This is a genomic window from Listeria monocytogenes (assembly GCF_041765605.1).
Taxonomy (GTDB): Bacteria; Bacillota; Bacilli; order Lactobacillales; family Listeriaceae; genus Listeria; species Listeria monocytogenes_D.
On the sequence record NZ_CP168900.1, the window covers coordinates 1,479,238 to 1,503,169 of the forward strand.

At 37.4% G+C, this 23,932-nt stretch carries 22 protein-coding genes; 4 read left to right on the plus strand and 18 right to left on the minus strand.

The genetic code is table 11. From position 1 onward, the window contains the following. Window positions 1–81: 81 nt before the first annotated feature. The gene (locus tag AB2Q86_RS07625) at window positions 82–1,683 is read left to right on the plus strand and encodes an ABC-F family ATP-binding cassette domain-containing protein (RefSeq protein WP_003725374.1); all 1,602 of its coding nucleotides are present in this window, start codon (window positions 82–84) and stop codon (window positions 1,681–1,683) included. A gap of 35 nt (window positions 1,684–1,718) precedes the next feature. Here AB2Q86_RS07625 and AB2Q86_RS07630 read toward each other — a convergent pair whose 3' ends face one another. The 8 genes from AB2Q86_RS07630 to AB2Q86_RS07665 all read right to left on the minus strand — a co-directional run bounded on the left by AB2Q86_RS07630 (window position 1,719) and on the right by AB2Q86_RS07665 (window position 11,801). After that, window positions 1,719–2,369 carry a hypothetical protein gene (locus tag AB2Q86_RS07630; protein ID WP_012581324.1) on the minus strand — a complete coding sequence of 217 codons (651 nt, stop codon included), beginning with the start codon at window positions 2,367–2,369 and terminating at the stop codon, window positions 1,719–1,721. Between the two features lie 52 nt (window positions 2,370–2,421). After that, the gene (locus AB2Q86_RS07635; RefSeq protein ID WP_012581323.1) at window positions 2,422–3,762 is read right to left on the minus strand and encodes an NAD(P)/FAD-dependent oxidoreductase; all 1,341 of its coding nucleotides are present in this window, start codon (window positions 3,760–3,762) and stop codon (window positions 2,422–2,424) included. A gap of 88 nt (window positions 3,763–3,850) precedes the next feature. Further along, the gene (locus tag AB2Q86_RS07640; RefSeq protein ID WP_003738935.1) at window positions 3,851–5,518 is read right to left on the minus strand and encodes a ribonuclease J; all 1,668 of its coding nucleotides are present in this window, start codon (window positions 5,516–5,518) and stop codon (window positions 3,851–3,853) included. Between the two features lie 19 nt (window positions 5,519–5,537). Continuing rightward, the gene (gene dapA, locus AB2Q86_RS07645; protein ID WP_003730351.1) at window positions 5,538–6,419 is read right to left on the minus strand and encodes a 4-hydroxy-tetrahydrodipicolinate synthase; all 882 of its coding nucleotides are present in this window, start codon (window positions 6,417–6,419) and stop codon (window positions 5,538–5,540) included. 14 nt (window positions 6,420–6,433) lie between these two features. Next, window positions 6,434–7,645, minus strand: coding sequence for an aspartate kinase (dapG, locus tag AB2Q86_RS07650; RefSeq protein ID WP_012581322.1), 1,212 nt, complete (start codon window positions 7,643–7,645; stop codon window positions 6,434–6,436). An 11-nt stretch (window positions 7,646–7,656) separates the two neighbouring features. Beyond that, a complete protein-coding gene (locus tag AB2Q86_RS07655) occupies window positions 7,657–8,700 on the minus strand; it encodes an aspartate-semialdehyde dehydrogenase (RefSeq protein ID WP_003736611.1) in 1,044 nt (347 codons plus the stop codon). Window positions 8,701–8,897: 197 nt separating this feature from the next. Further along, entirely contained in the window at window positions 8,898–11,063 is a 2,166-nt protein-coding gene (locus AB2Q86_RS07660) for a penicillin-binding protein 2 (RefSeq protein ID WP_012581321.1), read from the minus strand. Window positions 11,064–11,192: 129 nt separating this feature from the next. After that, window positions 11,193–11,801: a superoxide dismutase gene (locus AB2Q86_RS07665; protein ID WP_012581320.1), complete on the minus strand. Its 609-nt coding sequence runs from the start codon at window positions 11,799–11,801 to the stop codon at window positions 11,193–11,195. A 301-nt stretch (window positions 11,802–12,102) separates the two neighbouring features. Here AB2Q86_RS07665 and AB2Q86_RS07670 point away from each other — a divergent pair, with 301 nt between their 5' ends. The 3 genes from AB2Q86_RS07670 (at window position 12,103) to AB2Q86_RS07680 (ending at window position 14,225) form a co-directional block, all read left to right on the plus strand. Then, the gene (locus AB2Q86_RS07670; RefSeq protein WP_012581319.1) at window positions 12,103–12,903 is read left to right on the plus strand and encodes a DUF1189 domain-containing protein; all 801 of its coding nucleotides are present in this window, start codon (window positions 12,103–12,105) and stop codon (window positions 12,901–12,903) included. A gap of 297 nt (window positions 12,904–13,200) precedes the next feature. Continuing rightward, entirely contained in the window at window positions 13,201–13,908 is a 708-nt protein-coding gene (locus AB2Q86_RS07675; protein ID WP_003730356.1) for an AzlC family ABC transporter permease, read from the plus strand. Continuing rightward, complete coding sequence (locus tag AB2Q86_RS07680; protein WP_003725386.1) at window positions 13,899–14,225, plus strand: AzlD domain-containing protein; 327 nt, start codon at window positions 13,899–13,901, stop codon at window positions 14,223–14,225. Before AB2Q86_RS07675 ends, AB2Q86_RS07680 begins: the two co-directional genes overlap by 10 nt. Window positions 14,226–14,306: 81 nt before the next feature. On the opposite strand, the gene AB2Q86_RS07685 is transcribed toward AB2Q86_RS07680, so the two are convergent. The 10 genes from AB2Q86_RS07685 to rpoD form a co-directional block, all read right to left on the minus strand. Further along, on the minus strand, window positions 14,307–15,194 hold the full coding sequence (locus AB2Q86_RS07685) for a peptidylprolyl isomerase (RefSeq protein WP_012581318.1): 888 nt from the start codon (window positions 15,192–15,194) through the stop codon (window positions 14,307–14,309). A gap of 137 nt (window positions 15,195–15,331) precedes the next feature. Next, complete coding sequence (zurR, locus tag AB2Q86_RS07690; protein WP_012581317.1) at window positions 15,332–15,757, minus strand: transcriptional regulator ZurR; 426 nt, start codon at window positions 15,755–15,757, stop codon at window positions 15,332–15,334. After that, on the minus strand, window positions 15,738–16,616 hold the full coding sequence (gene zurM / locus AB2Q86_RS07695) for a zinc ABC transporter permease ZurM (RefSeq protein WP_012581316.1): 879 nt from the start codon (window positions 16,614–16,616) through the stop codon (window positions 15,738–15,740). Before zurM ends, zurR begins: the two co-directional genes overlap by 20 nt. Next, window positions 16,591–17,364: a zinc ABC transporter ATP-binding protein ZurA gene (gene zurA / locus AB2Q86_RS07700; RefSeq protein WP_003725389.1), complete on the minus strand. Its 774-nt coding sequence runs from the start codon at window positions 17,362–17,364 to the stop codon at window positions 16,591–16,593. Before zurA ends, zurM begins: the two co-directional genes overlap by 26 nt. A gap of 142 nt (window positions 17,365–17,506) precedes the next feature. Then, complete coding sequence (locus AB2Q86_RS07705) at window positions 17,507–18,433, minus strand: manganese-dependent inorganic pyrophosphatase (protein ID WP_012581315.1); 927 nt, start codon at window positions 18,431–18,433, stop codon at window positions 17,507–17,509. Window positions 18,434–18,449: 16 nt separating this feature from the next. Next, window positions 18,450–19,343, minus strand: a complete 894-nt coding sequence (locus tag AB2Q86_RS07710) for a deoxyribonuclease IV (protein WP_003725391.1) — start codon at window positions 19,341–19,343, stop codon at window positions 18,450–18,452. Window positions 19,344–19,358: 15 nt separating this feature from the next. Continuing rightward, window positions 19,359–20,666, minus strand: a complete 1,308-nt coding sequence (gene cshB, locus AB2Q86_RS07715; protein ID WP_003721956.1) for a DEAD-box ATP-dependent RNA helicase CshB — start codon at window positions 20,664–20,666, stop codon at window positions 19,359–19,361. Between the two features lie 177 nt (window positions 20,667–20,843). Continuing rightward, window positions 20,844–21,965 (minus strand): Nif3-like dinuclear metal center hexameric protein, encoded by a 1,122-nt coding sequence (locus tag AB2Q86_RS07720; RefSeq protein WP_003736622.1) that lies wholly within the window; start codon window positions 21,963–21,965, stop codon window positions 20,844–20,846. Continuing rightward, window positions 21,962–22,666, minus strand: coding sequence for a tRNA (adenine(22)-N(1))-methyltransferase TrmK (locus AB2Q86_RS07725; protein ID WP_012581313.1), 705 nt, complete (start codon window positions 22,664–22,666; stop codon window positions 21,962–21,964). The genes AB2Q86_RS07720 and AB2Q86_RS07725 overlap by 4 nt, the downstream gene beginning before the upstream one ends. Window positions 22,667–22,733: 67 nt before the next feature. Next, complete coding sequence (rpoD, locus tag AB2Q86_RS07730; RefSeq protein WP_003730430.1) at window positions 22,734–23,858, minus strand: RNA polymerase sigma factor RpoD; 1,125 nt, start codon at window positions 23,856–23,858, stop codon at window positions 22,734–22,736. Between the last annotated feature and the right edge of the window lie 74 nt (window positions 23,859–23,932).

The following is a 23,932-nucleotide window of genomic DNA, read 5'->3' on the forward strand; positions in this document are numbered from 1 at the left end:
GCTACACTAACCATGTTAAAATAGTAGTAATTGTGCTTTTTCTGATTTCAAGAAGAAGTAACTTAGTATTGGAGGAAGAAAATGTTAACTGTAAATAATGTTGGCTTACGCTACGGCGATAAAAAGCTATTTGAAGATGTTTCGATTAAATTTTTACCAGGTAACTGTTATGGTCTGATTGGAGCAAATGGTGCTGGTAAATCAACGTTCCTAAAAGTGCTTTCTGGCGAGCTTGATTCACAAAGTGGTAATGTGCATATTGGTTCAGGTGAGCGTCTAGCTGTCCTTCGCCAAGATCATTTCCAGTATGATAATGAACTAGTTCTTAACACAGTAATCATGGGACATGAACGTCTATACAAAATTATGGACGAAAAAAATGCCATTTATATGAAAGAAGATTTCAGTGATGAAGATGGTATCCGAGCTGCAGAACTAGAAGGCGAATTTGCTGAATTAGATGGTTGGGAAGCAGAATCTGACGCTGCTGTTTTATTAAACGGTCTAGGTATCCCTACTGACTTACACGGAAAACTTATGAAAGATTTAACTGGTGGAGAAAAAGTGAAAGTGCTTCTTGCACAAGCTTTATTTGGTAAACCAGATATCTTACTTCTGGATGAGCCTACCAACCACCTTGACATCCGTGCGATCCACTGGTTAGAAGAATTTTTAATCAACTTTGATAATACTGTTATCGTAGTATCCCATGACCGTCACTTCTTAAATAAAGTATGTACGCACATTGCGGATCTTGATTTCAGCAAAATTAAATTATATGTCGGAAACTATGATTTCTGGTATGAATCAAGCCAATTAGCTCAAACAATGATGGGCGATCGTAACAAGAAAAAAGAAGAAAAAATGAAAGAATTACAAGACTTTATTGCTCGTTTCAGTGCGAACGCATCGAAATCCAAACAAGCAACAAGCCGTAAAAAAATGCTCGAAAAAATCACGTTGGAAGATATTCAACCTTCTAGTCGTCGTTACCCTTTCATTCAGTTCAAACCGGACCGTGAAGTTGGGAATGACCTACTAACAGTAACAAACTTGTCTAAAACAATTGATGGCGTGAAGATTCTTGATAATCTTTCTTTCTCTATCAATCGTAATGACAAAGTTGCTTTAGTTGGCGATGATGAAGTTGCAAAAACCGTTCTTTTCCAAATCCTTGCTGGCGAAATGGAGCCTGATGAAGGTAGCTATAAATGGGGTATCACAACAAGCCAAAGCTACTTCCCGAAAGACAACTCCGAATTCTTTGAGGAAAACGACATGAGTCTTGTAGAATGGCTACGTCAATTCTCTCCAGAAGATGACAGTGAAGCCTTCTTACGCGGATTCCTTGGCCGTATGCTCTTCAGTGGTGATGAAGTACTTAAAAAAGTACGCGTCCTATCTGGTGGAGAAAAAGTTCGTTGTATGTTATCCAAAATGATGCTTTCCGGATCAAACGTACTTCTACTTGACGAACCTACTAACCACTTGGACTTAGAATCAATCACTGCATTAAATAACGGTTTGGAAGCATTTAAAGGCGCAATGATTTTCGCTTCTCATGACCATCAGTTATTACAAACAATTGCAACACGTATCATTAATTTATCAAAAGATCAATTTTACAATAAAGAAATTTCTTATGATGAGTATCTAAAAGAAGTAATGAACGTAGCAGAATAATAAAAAACAATATCCCGAAAATGGGATATTGTTTTTTATTTTAGTTCTAATTTACCTGTTTCCGTAGTAATTGGTGTAGTTGATTCATTTAGATAGCTTAGGAAACTGTAAGAAATCCAAGTTATATCAGAAACTTTGTCTAATTTATTCACTGGAAAAACGATTTTACCTTTGGCGGTTTCGCCAGGCTTAATTTCAGTTGTTTCAAAATTAGATAAAACAGGGTCTCCCCCATTTAATTCCATCTTATTTGCTTCTAATTGTCCTTGATTTGGATAGGTTTCAAGTATTTTAGTTGCGTTGTTGGTGATTTCTAGCTCGATAGTAATACTACCATCAACTGATTTACTTTCAGAGGTTGAATATGTTTTTTTCTTTTCGACCGTTACAGAGGTGATTTTTTTCTTAATATTATCTGCGGAATCTTCATAGTTTATTTGATAGGTCTTTGTTTCTTCAGGAGTTGCTTGACTTGTTCCTTTAGAAGAATAATTAAACACATCATTTTGTACTTGCTGATAATGTGAAAAACTAACAATAATACCAATAATGGATCCAACCATTAACAACATTCCTGCACTAGTTAAAATAGCCCCAATCTTCCGTCTAGCTGGGAAAAATAAAATAACGATACCTGCAATAAAAATTAAGAAAGCACATATTCCGGCAATAATCCAAATTTCCATCTTATTTGCTCCTTTTATGCGAATTTCTCCCTCACTATAACATATTTATCCTTTAGTTCAAAGCAGTTAAGTCACTTGCAGGAGATGGATAAGCAAAAATAACAGATTGTAAATCAGCTAAAGTTAGGTTTGCTTTCATTAAGATGGCAATGTAATTTATTATATAATCCGCTTCTTCACTAAGAAAATGAGCGCCTTTGATTTGCCCTGTCTCTCTATCTTCAATGATTTTTGCGAGCGCAATTTGTTCATTGGTTCGTTTATAAGTGTACCAATTTGTTGTGTCGTGATTTTTAATTTGATATTTTTCTGGATGCGCTTTTGCTTCTTCTGCACTTATACCAATGCTTGCCAGTTTGGGACTCGTAAAAACGACGCTTGGTATTGCTGGATAAATTATTTTTTCGTCGCCGCCAATGACATTTTTAGCAACAAATGCTGCTTCCATGCTGACAACGGGTGTTAAAGGTGCTCCTTTTGTTGCCGCGACATCGCCACATGCGTAGATATGAGGGTTATTAGTGGTTTGAAGTTTTTCATTAACGATAATGCCTTTTTTAGTGTAGTCAATGTTGGCATTTTCCAATGATAGATGCGCAATGTTTGGTTTTCTGCCAGTTGCTCCAATAATTAAATCTGTTTGTAATGAAAATCCATCTTTGCCATGAATATGCAGTTTTTCCCCCTTATTTTCAACCTTCGTAATATCTGTGTCAAAATGGAAATGGATACCTTCCTCTTTCATATTGGACACTAATGCAGCCACGAAATCAGGATCAAATTTTTTTAAAGGTTCGCTATTATGGTGGATCATATGCACTTCTCTCCCTGCTGCGAGTGCTATGGAGGCAAATTCAAATGAAATATAGCCACCACCAATAAACACAACAGAATCAGGGAGTTTTTCAAGTGATAAAAAATCATCACTGGTTTGAATGTATTCTTGCCCTTCTACTTTTAACGTGCTTGGTGTTGCTCCTGTTGCGATGACAATTTTTTCAGCATAAATTAAATCATCGCCGACTTGCAAGGAATGGGAATCTTGGAAACTAGCTGCACCAAAGAATGTCTCAATCCCGGCTTCTTGAAAGCTTTCCAAACGACTTTCGGGAACATTCTCGACAAATGTTTCTTTAAATGCCATTAAATCAGTCCAGCTAATCGTCGCTGCTTGCTTAATGCCTTTACCACGTAGTCTTGTAGAAAGATTTCTTGCTTCGCTTGCACCGACGAGAACTTTTTTAGGGTCACAGCCTCTGAGGACACACGTTCCGCCCCAACTGCGCTCTTCTACTACAGCTACTTTTAAACCGGCCGCCTGCGCCTCAAATGCTACTGTTGTACCACTTGCACCGCTTCCGATTATTACGACATCATATGTATATTTTGCCATCTAAATCACTCCTTCCTTGCTTGTTTTCCCGTCTAATTTCACTTTCAAACGAAAAAAACTGCCACACACGAATGTGTAGCAGTTCATTCTATACTTCCATAATAATTGGTAAAATCATTGGACGTCGTTTTGTTTGTTCAAATAAGTAGCGATTTAATTGATCGCGAATATCTTGTTTTAATTTCGCCCATTCAAAGCCTGTTTCTTGAAGATTTTTTTCGACAATTTTTGTGACAACTTTGGAAGACTCTTCAATTAAATGTTCTGATTCGCGCACGTAGATAAAGCCGCGTGAAATAATTTCAGGACCTGAAGTAATGGTTTTTGATTTGCGATTTAGTGTTACTACTACGATGAAAATGCCGTCTTCTGAAAGCAATTTACGGTCGCGTAGTACGATGTTTCCAACGTCCCCAACACCTAATCCATCAATTAAAGTATTACCAGAATAAACGCGATTACCGGCTGTCATTTTATCATTTTTATATTCTAAAATTTCACCTTTACCAACGATAAATACTTCTGATTTCGCCATACCAACTTCATGAGCCAATTTAGCGTGGCTAATTAACATACGATATTCTCCGTGAACTGGAACAAAATATCTTGGTTTTAATAAGTTAATCATTAATTTTAAATCTTCTTGGCTTGCATGGCCAGAGATGAATAGATTGTTACTCATAGTGAGCACTTTCGCGCCTGCTTTATAGAGCATATCCATTGTTTTAGCCATCATTGTTTCAAGAGATGGTGATGGCGTCGTCGTAATGTAAACAGTATCACCAGGTTTGATGTTGAATTGTGGATGATTTCCTTTAGTCATTAATTGTAATGATTGAATTGGTTCTCCTAGATTACCTGTTTCAATAATAGTAATTTCGTCATCGCTATATTTTTTAAGTTCTTTTAACGGAACAATTAAGTCTTCTTCAATGACGATTTTACCTAAACTGCCAGCAATTTCGAAAACGCGCTCTAATTCTTTACCAACAATAGCGACTTTACGTTTGGTTGCAACGGATGCATCGAGTACTTGTTGTAAGCGAATTAAATTAGAAGCTACACAAGCGACGATAATTCTGCCGTCTGCCATTCGGAAAGCATGTCTAATTTCTTCTTCAATTAAACTATCGCTAGAAGTTGTTCCAGGGTGCTCAGCCTCTGAACTATCTGAAAGTAAAGCTAGTACCCCTTTTTCGCCAAATTCTGCAATGTGGCTTAAATCAGAAGCATAGCCGTCCTTCGCTGATTGATCGAATTTGAAATCCCCTGTATAAACAATAGATCCTTCGCTTGTTTCAAGAACAATCCCAACAGAATCAGGAATAGTGTGCGTTGTACGGAAAAAGGAAACATCAATTTTTGAAAAGGATAAAGTTGTTTCTTCGTTAACGACATGGAAATTCTTGAAGCGTAGTTTGCGATGCTCTTTAAGCGCTGATTTTGCTAGGGCAATCGTTAATTCTGTCCCGTAAACAGGCGCTTTGATTTTTTGAAGTAAGTATGGCAATGCACCAATAGCATCTTCGTGACCATGCGTTAGGAAAATAGCTTTTACACGATCTTTATTTTCTTCTAAATATTTGAAATCAGGGATTACAATGTCGATTCCTAGTAATTCATTTTCTGGGAACATTAAGCCCGCATCTAATATAAAGATATCTTCGTCTATTTCTACTACATATAAATTTTTGCCACTTTCATCGACGCCGCCGAGTGGAATGATTTTTATGTTTTTCGCTTTTTTTATTGTCAAAGCGTAGACCTCCTTTGAACTATTTAGAAAGTCCTTCTAATATAGCTTGTAATTTCGTTCCTTGTTCAGCATTCAAATCTACAAGTGGTAGTCTTACAGGTCCAACACTAATGCCTTGTTGATTGAGTAAATATTTTGTTGGTGCTGGGTTTGGTACAGAGAATAAGCCGTTCATGAGTGGCAATAATTCTCGGTGGATTTGAGCTGCTTTTTGCACTTCTCCACGCTCAAATGCTTGAATCATTTCTTGCATTTCATTTCCTACAACATGGCTAGCAACAGAAATAACGCCGTTTCCGCCTACTGCAAGGATTGGTAAAGTTAAGCTATCATCGCCACTGTACACTTGGAAATCGTCTGAAGTTTCAGCGATGATTTTACTAATATTATCCAAATTACCACTAGATTCTTTCACGCCAACAATATTAGGTAATGCTGCTAAGCGAATAATGGTTTCTGGTTCGATATTAACCACACTACGACCAGGAATATTGTAAATAACTACCGGTAAATCAGAAGCTTCCGCAACCGCAGCAAAATGTGCATACAAGCCATCTTGGTTTGGTTTGTTGTAATATGGTGCAACGATTAAAACGGCATCAATACCACCAAGCTCGGCAACTTCTTTTGTAAACGCGATTGTTTCTGCTGTGTTATTGGAGCCAGTCCCAGCAATTAATTTTGCACGTCCGTCATTTGTTTCGATTACTTGGCGGAATAATTTTATTTTTTCATCATGCGACAAAGTTGGTGATTCACCTGTTGTTCCGGCGATTACTAAACCGTCTGAGCCATTTTCGATTAAGTGGTTCACGAGATGATGAATTCTTTTTTTGCATACTTTATCTTTTTCTGGGTGAATTGGTGTCACCATTGCTGTAATTACTTTCCCTAAATCCATCTTTCATTTCCTCCTTACTTAATTTCCAAACAAAATACGTCATGAAGGGCATTGACTGCTGAAATTAAGTCCTCTTCTCTTACTAATACCCAAATAGTAGTATGACTATCCGCCGACTGTAAAATGGGAATGTTTTTTTCAGATAATGCGCCAACGATTTTTGCAGTAACACCGGGAACGCCTGTGATTCCGGCACCAACAATAGAAACTTTCGCACAAGCTTGTCGTACAGATGTTTCTAAGGCCTCGTCTTCTAATAGTTGTTTCACTACATGAGATTTTTCTTCTGGCACCGTAAAAATGACAGAGTTGGTAGAGATGTTAATGAAATCAAGGCTGATTCCTGCATCTGCTAATATTTTAAAAGCTAGTTGTTGTGCTTTTACCGTATCTGTTTGTACGGATATTTGTGTTAAATTGGTTACATGAGCTACGCCGGTTACCATTCGTTCTTTCACATCAAAATGACCTGAATCATCGGCTAATGAAGTAACGAGTGTTCCGGTGCTTTCCAAATAAGTAGAACGAATCCGCATAGGGATTTTTGCTGTCATCGCAATTTCGACTGCACGTGGATGGATAACTTTTGCTCCTTGGTAAGCCATATTACTTACTTCGTTATAGCTTACTCGTGGAAGTGAACGCGCATGTTCCACTATACGAGGATCTGCTGTCATCATACCATCTACGTCTGTAAAAATATCAATGTAGTCAGCTTGCAACGAAACCCCAAGTGCTGCGGCAGATGTATCACTTCCGCCACGTCCGAGTGTCGTAATATCCCCATTTGCAGTAATACCTTGAAAGCCAGCAACCACTGCGACATCAAGTTCAGCTAATGCATTTTTCAAACGAGTCGTGTCGACTTCTGTTATTTTAGCATTTAAATGGTCATCTGATGTAACGATGCCCGCTTGTCCGCCGGAAAATGCTTCTGCTTTAATACCTGCTTCTTTCAACATATTGGTAAATACCGATGCAGAAATTGTCTCGCCAACAGATAGTAGTGTATCTTGTTCTCTTGCTGTTAACTTGGTATTTTTAGCGCCAATAAGTTCTAATAAAGTATCCGTTGCATAAGGATCCCCATATCTACCAATTGCCGAAACGACAACAACAACTTTATAACCTTCTTTTAGTACTTGCTTGATGTGGTTGAAAGCCATCAGACGGGATTTTTCATTTTGTACGGATGTTCCGCCAAATTTTTGAACTATAATTTTCATTACTTACACCTCTAAATAATCGCTAGTTTGACTAAACTTTCAGCTATTTGAATCGAATTCCATGCGGCACCTTTTAGTAGGTTGTCGGAAACAATCCACATGTGGAAGCCTTTAGAATCGTCTATGTCAGCGCGAATACGACCAACAAATACTTCTTTTTTACCAGCAGCTTGAACTGCTTGCGGGTATACTTGATTGGCTGGATCATCTTCAAGTACAACACCAGGTGCATTTTTTAAAGCATTTTGAATTTCTTTAGCAGTTACACCTTCCTTATCTACTTCAATATAAACACTTTCGGAGTGGCCGCTAACTACTGGAATACGAACGCACGTAGCGGAAACTTTTATAGCATTATCTTCCATGATTTTTTTCGTTTCATTGATCATTTTCATTTCTTCATATGTATAATCATTCTCTGTGAAAACGTCAATTTGCGGTAAAGCATTAAAAGCGATTGGATAATGTTTTTTGTCCCCTTTAACGGGCATGATTTGCGGAGTGAATTCTTTACCATCTAAAACAGCTCTACTACCATCTTTTAATTCTTGAATGGCACTTACACCAGAGCCAGAAACAGCTTGATAAGTAGAAACGATAATGCGATTTAAGCCAAATGCTTCTCGAATCGGTTCGAGGGCTGCTACCATTTGAATAGTGGAACAGTTAGGATTAGCAATAATACCATTATGTGAGAAAAGTGCTTTTTCATTCACTTCTGGAACGACTAATGGGACAGTTGGATCCATCCGGTAAGCGCTTGTGTTGTCAATTACAATGGCGCCGCGCTTAACCGCTTCTTTCGCAAGCGCTTTGGAAACAGAACCACCGGCACTAAATAAAGCAATATCAACGCCTTCAAAACTTTCAGGTGTTGCTTCTTGAATGATTACTTCTTCCCCTCGGAAGGATAGTTTTTTCCCAGCAGAACGAATAGAAGACAAGAATGAAACTTGCTTTATCTTAAAAGTCGCCGCCTCTTCTAGTAATTCAATCATTTGGGTACCAACTGCACCAGTGGCACCTACAACTGCGACATGATAGCTTTTTGTCATAGTTTACAATTCCTCCTTCAATTTAATCCTCGTATTTCTGCCTGAAAACAGAAATCTGGTTAATTTTACACTTACTTTATCATACCATAATCAAAGCCATTTCGCAGGTTTTTATACGCATTAGCAACTATTTTTTTAAATTGTTTGTTAGTTTGAAATAAAAAAACCACTTTCACATAAATGAAAGTGGTTTTTGATTAATTTTCGGTTTGCTCCGACTGCGCTTTCGCAGCAGCTTCTTTGTTATTAATTGGTTGTTCTACTTTGGACTCATCTTTATTCGATTCAGCACGTTCTTTTTTTAGTTCAAAGTATTTATCAAATACTTCTTTAGAGATTTTCATATTTGTTTTTTGGTCAGTACCATATGGGCGATAAATCCACGGAACAACTACGGAAATAGCTATTTCTGGTTTTTCAACTGGTGCATAACCGACGAATGTTGTATTCCAAACGCTGGCCATTTTGTTACCTTCTTTTGGACCATCATAGAATGCATCCGCTGTTCCTGTTTTACCAGCAACGTCGTAATCACTTGATGTGAAAACAGTTCTGGCAGTACCAGTGGAACCATGAGTTACTTCATAGAATCCTTGTTGGACTGTTTTTATATCACTTTCGGAAACACCAATTTTATTTAATACTTTTGGTTCGTTTGCTGTTGCAAGTGTTCCAACAGAGTCCCCATTAGTACTTGGATTTCTAATTTCTTTTACCATACTTGGTGCAATTCTTGAACCACCGTTGGCAATCGTAGAAACATATTGAGCCATTTGTAGTGGTGTGTATGAGTCATATTGTCCGATGGCAAAATCGAGAATTTTACCGATTGTTTGGTCGTCCCCTTTGTATCCAGTTTGTTCGCCTGGAAGGTCAATACCTGTTTTTACACCTAGGCCGAATTGGTTATAGTAATAACGCATGTCATCAAAGGTGCTAAGCGGTGCTCTAAGTGGGCCATTTGGTACATAATTGGCGCCACCCATTTTCATTGCGACTTGATACATATAAGAGTTAGAAGAAATTTCTAAAGCACCTACTGGATCAAGTGGTCTATTACCAGCCCCAGTTCTGTTGAACCAAGAACTCTTTGGTTTAGTTCCTTTAAGCGCAATTGGTTGGTCGGTGAAAACAGTTTTGTTTGTAATGGCACCGTCCATAATACCACCAAGGATAGTAGAGCCTTTGACAGCGGAGCCCATTGCATAGGCAGTTGTAAATGTACCGAGGGAATAATCTTCAAATTCCCCTTTGTCATTAAGTTTTTGACCAGCTAGCGCAAGAACTTCTCCGGAATACGGGTCCATTGCAACAACAAAGGCGCGGTCAAATAAGTCTGAACCAGCATATTGTTTCCCTTGTTTGATGTTTTTTTGGAGAATTTCTTCTACTGCTTTTTGGAACTCGACATCAACAGAAAGAACTAAATCTTTCCCTTTGGAGCCTTCGTACTTGCTGACAGTCTCGATAATGTTTCCTTTTGAATCAAGTACACTTTCAGACTGAGATTTTGAACCAGCGAGCACACTTTCATATTGAGCTTCTAAATAACTTTTACCAACACGGTCATTTCGGCTATATCCCTGAGATAAGTAGTACTCTGCCTTATCTTTTGGCAAACCTTCTTTTGCCGTAGAAACAGAACCTAAAATGGAGCGCAATGTTTCATCGTACGTGTAGTAACGATTCCAGTCGGTTGTCGTATCTACGCCAGGTAAACTGTCCATGTTTTCACTAACACGAGCAATCTCTTCATCGGTTACATTTTTATTTTTTACAACAGATTCGGTCATTGCATAACCAGTTGTCATTTTTTTATAAATCGTTGCTACTTTTAGGTCTTCGCTCGTTAAGCTAGAGATATCTTCTTTTGTCACTTTGTCTACTTGGATTTTGTATGCTTTGGATGAATCAAGCGCTTGTTCTTTCGCGGATAAGCGATTTAACGATTCGGTTTGATGCGTTAAAATCCAGTAATCTTTTAAATCACGGTCCGTTAACTTTTCAGGTTCAACGGTGATTAGTTTTTGGAGTGTTTGAGCTACGTGAAGTGTTTCTGCTGTTTCTGTTTGTTGGCTACGTGTATACGTAATGGATTTAACAGCTGAATTACCAACTAATAAATTGTAATTCCGGTCATAAATGCTACCACGTGGCACATTTTTGGACACTGTTACGTTATCTGTTTCTTCTAATTGACGTTTGTACGTATCCCCCTGCACGATTTGGACGATACCAAGTCGTAAAATTAATACAGAGAATAATATAAAAATAATAAAGAATAGAATATTTAAACGTAGTGGAATGATGGCGCGTTTCTTCTTAGTGGAATCTTTTTTCTTTTTTCTAAAATTTAGTTTCACGCATAGTTACCTCACTTTTCAATAATACCTTTCCCTATTGTAGCTGAAATAACATCATTTTTCCACTGTAAGTTCATTAGAAATTCATTAGAAATTAAAAAAGACCCACCGAAGTGAGTCTTGTAATTATTATTTAGCTGCGTCAAAGCGTTTATTAGCTTCATCCCAGTTAATAACATTCCAAAATGTGTCGATATATTCAGGACGACGGTTTTGGAATTTAAGGTAGTAAGCATGTTCCCAAACATCTAAGCCAAGAACCGGTGTTTTGCCATCGCTTAGTGGAGAATCTTGGTTAGCTGTAGAAACGATTTCTAATTTGCCGTTGTTAACTACTAGCCAAGCCCAGCCAGAACCAAAACGTGCTGCAGCTGCTGCATTGAATTTTTCTTTAAATTCATCAAAAGTACCAAATTCGCTTTCGATAGCAGATTTTAAGTCGCCAGTTGGAGCGCCGCCACCATTTGGGCTAAGAATAGACCAGAATAATGTATGGTTAGCATGACCGCCACCGTGGTTACGAACAGCCCCGCGAATATCTTCAGGAACGCTATCTAAGTTAGCTACTAATTCCTCCGCAGATTTGCTTGCAAGTTCAGGATGACCAGCAACCGCTTCGTTTAGTTTTGTTACATAAGTATTGTGGTGCTTTGTATAGTGAATTTCCATAGTTTCTTTATCAAAATTCGGCTCCAAAGCATCATAAGTATAAGGTAATTTAGGTAATTCGTAAGTCATTAAAAATTCCTCCTTGTATTGTTTTTACGTGAAAAGAAATGACATATAAGGCAAAAGTTTCATGTCCTATTTCGATAGAACTACGCTAAGCCTTAAAAACAGTTTCTTCTTACACCATTTAGCCTACCATGCTCCTGAAATGCTTGCAATTTTTCTGCTCAGTGATGTTTCAACATTGATTTTGCAACCATTTCAAGCTATGATTAAGTTTAGGTGGAAAAAGTACGTTCTTTTGCACATACATGTATCTTTTTCCCTGAAACTCAAAAGTTAAACCATTAGGCGAGGTGTTGAAAAAAGAATGAATATTTTTAAACGCTTCTGGAAGAGTTTATACTCCCCTGCGGATATAGCATCGTTTCGAAATGATAAAATCAGAAAAAGCATCGTGTACATTATTGTTTTATCCTTTGTAACATTCCTTCCATTAGCATACTTTACGAACATTACGACGAAAAATGCACTCAAAGTTGGCGAAGAAACTATCACCAACGAAATTCCAGATTTTAAAGTGACGGACGGCAAATTAGTGTTAACGGATGATAATGTAAAAAATATACCTATCTCAATTGATCAAAATGAACTACATATTTATTTTGACGCTTCCGGAACACTAGATAAAGATGACGTAGATAATAAAATCGCTTCTTATGATAGTGCCGTAGCTTTTCTTTCAGATAGTATTTATATTACTGCAGCTGGCGTTTCACAATCTGTTAGTTATGATACAGCTGGAATTAGCGATAAAGCAGATTTAGTTCATTTATATAATTCGATTGAATCATTAGCGAAGTACTTTATTCCGATTGCTTTACTGGTACTCTTTATCTTTACGCTAGGTTCGGTGTTCTTCCGAGTGGCACTTTATGCGCTTTTCGGATTTATTCTTTCTGGATTTGGCAGAACCGGTATCGCCTTCCGACAAAATTGGATGATTGCTTCTTACAGTATAACTCTAGCAGCAGTTTTCACCATGATTATGGAAGCTCTACAAATTATTGTTCCGTTTGGAATGGAAATTAATATGGTCGTGAGCATGATTTTTGTTTTCCTTGCAATTCGCGCCATTCCTCCAAGCGAACCGACGATTTTAGAAAAATAAACTTTAGCCACTTGCATACGTAAGTGGCTTTTTTTATGGCGCCGTTTACGTGATTTTGTTTCATAAAAATGATATGATAAAAAAATCGATGCTAGATTTAAAGGAGCGATTTCTTTGAAGGAAAGAATATCTCGCATACATACTCGCCCAGTTTAAGTAGGAAATTTAATTATTGATGGGAATAAAGAAGGAACGATTCAAAGCAGGACTATTACTAAGACACCTGAAGTCGAAGAAAATAGATTTTTAGAACCTGGCATAATTATATCTAGGTTGTTGTTTCAAGGGGGAGTATTGATGGAAAAAGAACAGGAGCTCAGTTTTTATGATGGTGTTAAAGCTTGCCTTCCTACCGTGCTTGGTTATGCGGGAATTGGTATTGCTGCGGGAGTTGTTGGAAAAGCATCCCATTTAAGCCTTTTAGAAGTGACGCTACTGGCGATTATTGTTTATGCAGGCGCGGCACAATTTATTATTTCTGGATTGTTATTATTACAAAGTCCGATTTCAGCCATTATTTTTACTACTTTTTTAATTAATTCAAGGCATTTTTTGATGAGTATGGCGGAAGCTCCTCATTTTAAGAAGTATTCTTTGTGGAATAATATTGGGATTGGTGCCCTTCTGACGGATGAAACATTTGGGGTTTCGATGAATCAGATTGGTAATAAAAAGCCAGTTAGTGCCAAATGGATGCACGGAATAAATGTGACTGCCTACTTGGCATGGATTGTCGCCTGTATCGTTGGGGCATTTATTGGTAACTGGCTCCCAAATCCAGAACAATTTGGTTTAGACTTTGCGTTGTCTGCAATGTTTATCGGTTTGCTATATTTACAAGTAGTGAGTGATAAAAGTAAAAAAATAAGTACGAGTTTGTTCGTCATGATACTAGTTGCCATATTTTTAATTCTCTTTATGCGTGTGATGACACCAGAACTAGCTATTTTAACTGCAACCTTACTCGGATGTTTGATGGGAGTGATTTTAGAGAGATGGCGTTAAGTTCCTACACTTTATTTGTCATTGTTGGTTGTGGTCTTGTGACGTTTATACCGCGTGTTTTGCCGTTTATTTTTGTTCGTAAATTACAGCTTCCTGATGTGGTGATTCGTTATTTATCGTATGTCCCCCTTTGTATCCTCACTGCGCTGTTCGTTCAAAGTTTATTAATTACAAGGGAAAATGGTTTTCCAGGAATTAATATAGAGAATTTACTCGCATCACTTCCTACCATTTTAACAGCTATTTTGACTAAAAATTTAATGTGGATTGTTATTATTGGAATTATTTCCATGGCAATGATTCGTTTATTTGCATAGAAAAGCCCTTTACTGGAGTGTGTTTTTGACGGGAATCAAAACCAGTAAAGGGCTTTTCGTATAGGTGGATCCGAAGTAATATTAGTTAGATGTTGTTGTTGTGGAACTTGTTGAAGATATACTTGTGTAATCTGCAAATGCATCTTTTAAATCACTATCTTTAATATCAATATTAGCAGCTTTCAACTCTTTTTTGAGTGCAGCTGTCATATTTTCTGTGGTTAATTGAGATTCAATATATGCGGCTTTTACGTTTGCTTTTTCTTTAGCGTAAGTGCCTTTTTCTGTTTTCTTCACTAATTGGATCAAGTGATATCCGTAGGTAGATTTCACAATGCCACTTACATCATCTTTATTTTCTAATGCATAGGCTGCTTTTTCAAAAGTTTCGTCCATTTCACCGGGGCCAAATGGATCTAAAAGCCCGCCATTTGTACTAGTTGCTGTATCTGTAGAATATTCTTTAGCTAAATCAGTGAATTTTTCACCGTTTTTTAATTTCGTTTGAATTTCTTTCGCTGTAGCTTCATCGTCTACTAAAATATGGCGCACGGTAATATCTGGTTCCCAAGTTTTATAGTAGGTTTTTAGCTTGCTTTCACTTAAATTCATGTTTGCTTCTGTTGCTTTTTGAACAAGTAAATTATACTCTAAGTTTTCTTTGAAAGAAGTTTTTGTCAGATTATTAGAGGATAACGTTGATTCAAATGAGTCACCGTATTGTTCTTCATATTTCTTGTATTCTGCATTTACTTCTTTTTCTGTTACAGTGTATTTATCTTCTAAGATTTTTTTAAACGTTAGCTGTTGTACGACCTCATTTCCATAAGTCGTTTTCATTGCTTCGTAAAGTTCGTCTTGCGTGACGCTTCCTGCATCTGTTTTTACAACAGCACTACTTCCGCAACCAGCGAGTAATAGTAATGTGGCTGCTATCACAGAAATCATCACTTTTTTTAAATTTGTCAAACTGTTCCTCTCCTTCGTCTTTCGGCTACTTCTTACTTTAACGATAAAAAGTGTCCAGAATAAGAAACAAATATGAAATAACTATGAACATTAGGCATAAAATAAAAAAAGGCCCGAATTTCGGACCTTTTTTGCTATTAGGATGCTTGTAAACATTCTGGACATTCACCGTAAACCTCGAATTTATGACCATCAATTTGGTAACCGGGTAAAGCTTCGGTTAAAAAATCCATTGGGCACATCATTATTTCTTTTGTTTTCCCACATTTCATGCAAATAAAATGATGATGGTGATGCTCGTGTGTACAAGCTAAGCGAAAGTTTCGTTCCCCAGAAAGATCTGTTTCTTCAAAAATACCTAATTCTACAAATAAAGAGAGATTACGGTAAATCGTATCAAAACTTATTCCTGGGAAATCATCTTTCATATTTTCTAAGACATCTTTTGCCGTCAAATATTTATTTTTCCGAGCTAGTAAGTTAATTAGAAATTCACGTTTATCTGTGTGTTTATAGCCTTTTTCCTTCATTTTCGTGAGTGCTTCAGTTGCTGTAAGTCCCATTTTCCTCACCTCGTTTTGAAATTAAGATTTTTTGACGTATTTTTTGATATAAAATGGTGACGATTAAAAGTAGCACGGATATAATAACGATGGCTCCACCCGGCGCTAAATTCAAGTAATAAGCGGTAAACAGACCACCGATAACGGCAATTTCACCAAATAAAATCGATAATAAAATGGTTTGTTTAAACCCTTTAGCAATACGAATAGCTGCTGCAACAGGCAATGTCATTAAAGACGACACAAGTAAAATACCAACGATTCGCATAGAAGACGCTATTACAAGAGCGACTAATACCATAAAAATAACATCGAATACTTTGGCTTTTAGACCTGAAACTTTCGCATATTCTTCATCAAATGATAACAGAAATAGTTCTTTATATAAAGATAAAATAACGATAAATACAATAATCGCGGTAACGACAATCGTAATCATATCCGTGCGGCTAACAGCACTAACACTACCAAATAAATAACTAAACAAATCTGTATTAAAGCCATTTGCTAAGGAAATAAAAATTACGGAGAAACCCATACCAGCCGACATAATAATCGGAATTGCTAGTTCCTCAAAATGCTTATAAACGGTGCGAAGTTTTTCCATTAATAAAGATCCTACAACAGAAAAACCAAAGCCTAGATATAGCGGATTAAGAGCAGCTAATGGCAAATAAGTTTTACTTAAAAACAAACTAACTGCAATCCCACCAAGCGTCACATGACTCAGTGCATCTGCCATTAAAGAAAGTTTTCTAACAACGATAAAACTTCCAAGTAATGGAGCGACAATACCGATCACAAGTCCTACAATAAATGTATTACGAATAAAATCATACTGGAGAAGCGTCGCAATCAAGACAAGCATCCTCCCTTCTACGCTGTTCTGCTAATATTTCAAGTTCACGGTCAGCCAAATAATGTTGATATTCATGTGCGGATCCGTCGAAAATAATGCGCTTATTAATGCTAATAACATGATTGACATACGTATTCACTGCCATCAAATCATGTGTCACGAGTAAAAGTGTCATTTCTTCTGTCCGGTTTAATTCGGCCAAAAGTTCATAAAAAGCTTTGACATTTTCGACATCCACTCCAACGGTTGGCTCATCTAAAATTAACAGTTCGGGTCTGCTAACCAAGGCACGTGCAATAAAAACGCGTTGCTGTTGTCCACCAGAGAGCTCCCCGATGTTGCGATGCAGATAATCTGTCATTTCTACTCGCTTCAAAGCGTAATCTATGTCTTCTTTATCTTTATTGTTTAATGTTTTAAATAAGCCTTTTTTCTTTGTTAATCCGCTTGCGACAACTTCTTTCACAGTGGCTGGGAATGCGGAGTTAAAGGCGTTCGATTTTTGAGAAACGAAGCCGATTTTGACCCAGTCTTTGAAATCTGCTTGTTTTTCTCCAAATAAGGAGATGCTTCCTTGTTGTTTTTTGAGTACACCAAGAATTAGTTTTAACATAGTTGATTTACCTGAACCATTTGGGCCAATTAAACCAGTAAAACTGCCTTTTGCAACTTGAAAATGAATGTTTTCTAAGGCATGTTCTTTGTCATAATGATAGCTTACATTATTTACTTCTATGATTTTGTTCATTCATGTTTCTCCTTTGACAGCATTTGCTAGCCGCTTTTACTAGTATATAAAATAATAGTGAAAATGTAAATCGTAATTACTTCGAATTAAAAAATTAGACAAAAAAACCTGGAAAGCTTGGAGCTTTTCCAGGTTCGTATAATTATTTAGCAAATGTATCCGTTAAGATTGGAACAACTTGTTTTTTACGAGATACAACGCCTTTTAATGGTGCTTGGTTTTCGACAAATTTAACACCATATGCTTCTTCTACGACTGCTGTTTTTGAACCAATAGCGATTCCAACAGAGTCATTAGTTAGGATATTAGTGATGACGAATAGATATAAATCAAGTCCTTTATCCACAATGTTTTGTGTCATAAGTGCTTCCACTTCTGCGCGACGGCTAAGTACATCGTTTACATCCACTACATTGATTTGAGCGATTTCTACTTTGTTATCGTTCATGTTGAATTCTTTCGCATCTAGTAGGAGTTCAGCTACTGTTTTTTTGCTAACATCTGCTCCTGCTTTTAGCATTTCCATGCCGTATGATTGAATTTCAACGTCTGCAATCTGTGCTAATTTTTGAGCAGCTACTTTGTCTTCTTCCGTGCACGTTGGCGATTGGAAAAGAAGTGTGTCTGAAATAATTGCGGAAAGCATTAGACCTGCAACTGTTTTACTTACTTCTACTTCATTTTCGCGGAACATTTTTAGAAGGATTGTAGTAGTGCATCCAACTGGTTCAGCACGGTAATAAAGTGGATCAGATGTTTCGAAGTTTGCGATACGGTGATGGTCAACTACAGCTGTAACTGTCACATCGTCAATATCATCTACGCTTTGTTGGCGTTCATTATGATCAACAAGTGCTACTTCAGAAACTTCATTCGCAACTGTTTGAACTAGGCGAGGAGCTGTTACTTGGAAATAATCAAGAACAAAAGCTGTTTCACTATTAAGCTCTCCTAAACGAACCGCTTCAATATCTGCTCCTTGTGCTTTTTTTAATTCTGCGTAACTAATGGCAGAACAAATCGTATCTGTATCTGGATTTTTATGACCGAATACAAGTGTTTTTGTCATTATTTTCGTCTCCTTTTTAACTGTTTTGGATTTTATTTAATAAATCTGGGTCAAATTCGCCATTTCTTAACATCGCGATTTCCCATTTATATGGTGCTTTTTTTGATGCCTTATCTTCACCAACATAAGGTGTTTCAAGGATTTTCGGGACGTCAGCTAATTGCGGATGATGTACAATATAATGAAGTGCGTCAAAGCCAATATGACCAAAACCAATATTAGCATGTCGGTCTTTATGCGCTCCACGCTCGTTCTTGCTATCATTGATATGTAATACTTTTAAGCGATCGACACCGATGATTTTATCGAATTCATTTAACACCCCGTCAAAATCATTCACAATATCGTAACCAGCATCATGTGTGTGACAAGTATCGAAAGTAACGGATAATAATTCATTGTGCGTTACGCCGTCTATGATTTGAGCAATTTCTTCAAAAGTACGACCACATTCAGAACCCTTACCTGCCATTGTTTCTAAAGCGATTTGTACATCTTGATCATGTATTAATGCTTCGTTAAGACCTTGGATAATTTGTTTAATCCCTTTGTCTGCCCCTTCGCCAACATGAGCGCCAGGATGAAGTACGATTTGCTTGGCACCAAGCGCACGCGTACGTTCAATTTCAGATTGCAAGAAATTAACACCTAGTTCAAAGGTTTCTGGCTTAACTGAATTGCCAATATTGATGATATACGGCGCGTGAACGACGATGTCAGCCATATCATGTGCTTTCATGTGTTCTAAGCCGGCTTCAATATTTAATTCTTCAATTGGCTTTCTACGCGTGTTTTGCGGAGCGCCAGTATAAATCATAAACGTATTTGAGCCATAAGAAGCTGCCTCTTCACTTGCGCCAAGAAGCATTTTCTTACCACTCATTGATACATGAGAACCTAATCTTAGCATAAATTTATTCCTCACTTATCGTTTTTTCCGTCTTTCACGACGTTTGATTTCGTTCATTTTGTAGTTAATTTTCTTTTTATAGTTTGGTTTACCTTTTTGTTTTGCTTTTTTACGCATACCAATTTCACGTGGATCGGCTGTTTCGCGTTTCGCTTCACGTTTGGCACGGCGGTTGCGGTCTTCAAGTGTAACAAATTCTTTATTTTTCCAGTCAACGTGCTTAAATTCGATTCCCATTTTTTCTAATTGGTTTAAGCGGTCTTCATCAGCTGGTTCAAATAATGTAAGTGCAATACCAGAATGTCCGGCACGACCAGTACGACCAGTACGGTGAATGTAGAAATCTAAGTCATCGGGCAACTCATAGTTCACGACATGACTAATTCCTTGAATATCAATACCACGAGCAGCTAAATCTGTCGCAACAACATATTGATAATCTAAGTTTTCGATTTGTTTCATCGTCCGTTTACGTTCACGAGGGTTTACATCACCATGGATTTTCGCTACTTTTAGCCCACGTTCGATTAAACCGTTTGCTACTTCATCAGCTGTTGTTTTTGTATTAGTAAAAACAATCGCTAAATAAGGCTGTGAACCAACTAAAACATTTTTAAGTAAATCGAGTTTATTACGGCTACGAGTGGCCATAATGCGATGTTCCACTGTTTTTGATGCAGCTACTTTTGGTTGAATGTGCTCATAACGTGGATTTTCCATATATTTGCTTAAAAATGGTTTTAATTTTTGCGGAATTGTAGCAGAAAAAACAAGCATTTGTAAATTAGCCGGCATTTTTCCAGCGATATGGTCGACATCGTTTAAGAAGCCCATATCCAGAGTCATGTCTGCTTCGTCAATAACGAGCGTTTTCGCCGTATGAACAAATAACGCTTGCTCACGGATTAAGTCATTGATACGACCAGGCGTTCCGACAATGATTTGTGGTTGCTTTTTCAGTTTATCAATCGCACGTTGTTTGTCTGTGCCACCAATAACAAGTTGTACAGCGATTTCTTTTTCACTGTATTTGGTTACTTTGCGAATTTCATTATAAATTTGAGTAGCAAGCTCACGACTTGGTGCCGTAATAACCGCTTGTACTGCATCTTTTTCAGGATTCACATTGTTAATAATTGGCAAAATAAAAGTATGGGTTTTCCCTGTACCTGTTTGAGATTGGCCAATGATACTTTCACCTTTTAAAATGCCTGGGATTAGCTTCTGTTGTACTTCTGTTGGCTCATAGAATCCTAATTTATCTATTGCAAGTCCAATAAAAGGTTGAAAGCCAAATTGGTCAAACCTTGATTTCTTCGTCATAAAATATTTCCACTCCGTTCTATACCTAGTAGCCATTATAGCACATATTAAGTCATTCGTGCGCGCGATAAGACAACTTTGTCAAAACAATCAAATCGATTATGCTAATTTCCTAATTTTTTAACGAAATAACGAAAAAACGACTAATTCCTTTTTATGGAGATTAGTCGTTTTTAATTAACAAAATTGGAAGGGATCGGTATTGACCTCTGAAACAATAAATTCTGCTTCATAATCCAAAATTTTTGCTTGTTCTTCCATCTTGGTTTTCAGGTAACCCTTCATCACTTTTTCGATGTTATGGCCTGCGTCAATAGTTGGAAGGTTAATAGCTAATAGATCATGGCCTGTATGATAATAAACATCGCCAGTAATAAAAACATCTGCACCAGTGGCTTTTGCTTGGTGAATAAATTTATTTCCATCGCCACCAATGATAGCTACTTTTTGAACAGTGGTTTTCAAATCACCAATAAAACGAACATTATCTATAGCGAAAGCTGTTTTTAATTTATCAATAAAGGAAACCATGCCGAGTTTTTTAGGAAGCATACCAACACGTCCTAATCCCTCTTTATATGTTTGCATTTCAAGCGTATATACATCAATCGCTGGTTCTTCATATGGATGGGCAATTTTAACTGCTTTAGTGATAGTTTCTGTTAAATACTGCGGGAAAATCGCTTCTATTTTAACTTCAGGAATAGAAGTCAAAGTCTCTTTTTCACCGATAGTTGGGTTGGCATTTGCACCTGGTTTGAAAGAACCAATCCCTGTCGTATGGAACGTGCACTCGGTATATTCTGTCCCAATTTGTCCGGCACCATTATTTACAAGTGCCAAACGAACGCTTTCTAACTCATTTTCTGGTACATACACAGCGATTTTACAATATGGTTCGGAGTAGGTCTCCTCAATCATCGTTGTATCTTGCAAATGGAGTAAATCTGCTAAAATATCGTTCACGCCTCCTTGAGCGATATCAAGGTTTGTATGTGCAGCAAATACAGTAATATCATGTTTAATTAATTTTTTAATCATTTTCCCTTGTTTAGTTGTTGTGTCGATATGTTGCGTTGGTCGATATAAGAACGGATGATGCGCGATAATTAGATCCACTTTTTTCTCAATAGCTTCATCCACAACTTCTTCTAATACATCTAGGGTAAACATGATTTTTCTTACTTTTCTTGATAAATCTCCTACTTGCAAACCAATAGGATCGCCTTCCATTGCGAGTTTTTTTGGTGCAATTTTTTCCATTATTGCGGTGTACTCATAGCCATTTGCAACTTTCATTTTAGCACATCCTCTACTAATGCGATTTTATGTTCTAATTCACGAATTTTCACCTGATTTTCTACTGAAACAGGTTGATTGTTAGAAATGGTTTGAATAATATTTTGCCAAGTATTCGCTTCATGTCGCCATTTGCTTTTAAAAATAGCATTTTGTTCTTGCAATAAACACGGACCAAAAAAGATTTCTTGTTTCGTCCAAGTAACTGGTTTTTCAGAAGGTTCTAAGACGATAATTTCATAAATCTTATTATCTTCTCGTAAAATTGCTTCCGATGTAATAGACCAGTTGTTTAGCTCGGACCATTCTCTTAGTTGCCATGCTGCGATATTAGGTTGCAATATTAGTTTGGTTACGCCGTTTAATTTTGCAGCACCTTCTTCTAAAATGGTTCGAATTAATGTGCCACCCATTCCGGCGATAACGATTGTATCAATAGCATCTTCTTTTTCTATTACTGCTAGACCATTTCCTTTTCTTACATCAATCTGTTCTGTTAACCCGGATGAGCGAACTTGTTTTTGTGCAGATTGGAAAGGGCCATCGACTACCTCACCAGCAATCGCGAACGAAGCAGTGCCGTTTTTAATGGCGAAACATGGTAAATAAGCATGATCACTTCCGATGTCTGCAATTCGTTCATTTGTTGTTATGTAAGAAGCCACTTTTTCGAGTCGCTTCGATAGTTGCTCTTCGTTCATTTGGTTCCCTACTTTCCTTATCATTAAAAAGACAGGAGAACGATTTGTCCTCCTGCCCGGTTGTGCTTTATTCCAGGAAGTCTTTCAATTGTTTGCTGCGGCTTGGATGACGTAATTTACGTAAAGCTTTGGCTTCAATTTGACGAATACGTTCACGAGTTACCCCGAATACACGACCAACTTCTTCTAAAGTACGCGTACGACCATCATCTAGACCGAAACGCAAGCGAAGTACGTTTTCTTCTCGGTCTGTTAATGTGTCAAGCACGTCTTCCAGTTGTTCTTTTAATAATTCGTAAGCTGCGTGATCAGACGGTGAAGTTGCATCTTGGTCTTCAATGAAATCACCTAGATGAGAATCGTCTTCTTCGCCGATTGGTGTTTCAAGAGAAACTGGCTCTTGCGCGATTTTTAGGATTTCGCGAACTTTTTCTGTTGGTAAATCCATTTCTTCGCCAATTTCTTCTGGTGAAGGATCGCGGCCTAAATCTTGTAATAAGGAGCGTTGCACACGGATTAATTTATTAATTGTTTCAACCATATGCACTGGAATACGGATTGTTCTAGCTTGGTCCGCAATCGCACGGGTTATCGCTTGACGAATCCACCATGTTGCATAGGTACTGAATTTAAATCCTTTGTTAAAATCGAATTTTTCAACGGCTTTCATTAATCCCATGTTACCTTCTTGAATTAAATCAAGGAATAACATACCGCGACCAACATAACGTTTGGCAATACTTACTACTAAACGAAGATTGGCTTCTGCAAGACGTCCTTTGGCTTCAATGTCGCCGGCTTCGATACGTTTTGCTAAGGCGATTTCTTCATCCGCTGTAAGTAAGTCTACTCGACCAATTTCTTTTAGATACATGCGAACAGGGTCATTAATTTTTACGCCTGGTGGGACACTCATATCTGTTAAATCAAAGGACTCGGTTTCTTCTTTTACAAGTTCAGTTTCATCTGGATCCTCGTCATCTGCATCATCAGAAACTTCAATCCCTGCTTCACCAACATGTTCTAAATACTCATCCATTTGATCGGAATCTAAAGTGAATGGAGCTAATCTGGCAGCGATTTTCGCATAAGTTAAAATCCCCTTTTTCTTACCTTCTTCTATCAGGGCTTCTTTTACTTGCTCAACATTAAGTTCAGCAACTGGTTTTGTGTTTTGTGTTTTATCACTCATAACTGCCTGTATTCCTCCTTCCAAAATGCCGCTAACCTTATTAAAAGGCTTCTCTTAGGTAATAATACCATCAT

Coding starts and splice junctions, on each gene's coding strand:
- AB2Q86_RS07725 (WP_012581313.1), bottom strand. CDS start 22,666: ATGAACGAAGAGCAACTATCGAAGCGACTCGAAAAAGTGGCTTCTTAC.
- dapA (WP_003730351.1), bottom strand. CDS start 6,419: ATGGATTTAGGGAAAGTAATTACAGCAATGGTGACACCAATTCACCCA.
- AB2Q86_RS07655 (WP_003736611.1), bottom strand. CDS start 8,700: ATGACAAAAAGCTATCATGTCGCAGTTGTAGGTGCCACTGGTGCAGTT.
- AB2Q86_RS07630 (WP_012581324.1), bottom strand. CDS start 2,369: ATGGAAATTTGGATTATTGCCGGAATATGTGCTTTCTTAATTTTTATT.
- AB2Q86_RS07705 (WP_012581315.1), bottom strand. CDS start 18,433: ATGACAAAAACACTTGTATTCGGTCATAAAAATCCAGATACAGATACG.
- AB2Q86_RS07670 (WP_012581319.1), top strand. CDS start 12,103: ATGAATATTTTTAAACGCTTCTGGAAGAGTTTATACTCCCCTGCGGAT.
- AB2Q86_RS07675 (WP_003730356.1), top strand. CDS start 13,201: ATGGAAAAAGAACAGGAGCTCAGTTTTTATGATGGTGTTAAAGCTTGC.
- AB2Q86_RS07720 (WP_003736622.1), bottom strand. CDS start 21,965: ATGAAAGTTGCAAATGGCTATGAGTACACCGCAATAATGGAAAAAATT.
- AB2Q86_RS07710 (WP_003725391.1), bottom strand. CDS start 19,343: ATGCTAAGATTAGGTTCTCATGTATCAATGAGTGGTAAGAAAATGCTT.
- zurA (WP_003725389.1), bottom strand. CDS start 17,364: ATGAACAAAATCATAGAAGTAAATAATGTAAGCTATCATTATGACAAA.
- rpoD (WP_003730430.1), bottom strand. CDS start 23,858: ATGAGTGATAAAACACAAAACACAAAACCAGTTGCTGAACTTAATGTT.
- AB2Q86_RS07625 (WP_003725374.1), top strand. CDS start 82: ATGTTAACTGTAAATAATGTTGGCTTACGCTACGGCGATAAAAAGCTA.
- dapG (WP_012581322.1), bottom strand. CDS start 7,645: ATGAAAATTATAGTTCAAAAATTTGGCGGAACATCCGTACAAAATGAA.
- AB2Q86_RS07680 (WP_003725386.1), top strand. CDS start 13,899: ATGGCGTTAAGTTCCTACACTTTATTTGTCATTGTTGGTTGTGGTCTT.
- cshB (WP_003721956.1), bottom strand. CDS start 20,666: ATGACGAAGAAATCAAGGTTTGACCAATTTGGCTTTCAACCTTTTATT.
- zurR (WP_012581317.1), bottom strand. CDS start 15,757: ATGGGACTTACAGCAACTGAAGCACTCACGAAAATGAAGGAAAAAGGC.
- AB2Q86_RS07635 (WP_012581323.1), bottom strand. CDS start 3,762: ATGGCAAAATATACATATGATGTCGTAATAATCGGAAGCGGTGCAAGT.
- AB2Q86_RS07665 (WP_012581320.1), bottom strand. CDS start 11,801: ATGACTTACGAATTACCTAAATTACCTTATACTTATGATGCTTTGGAG.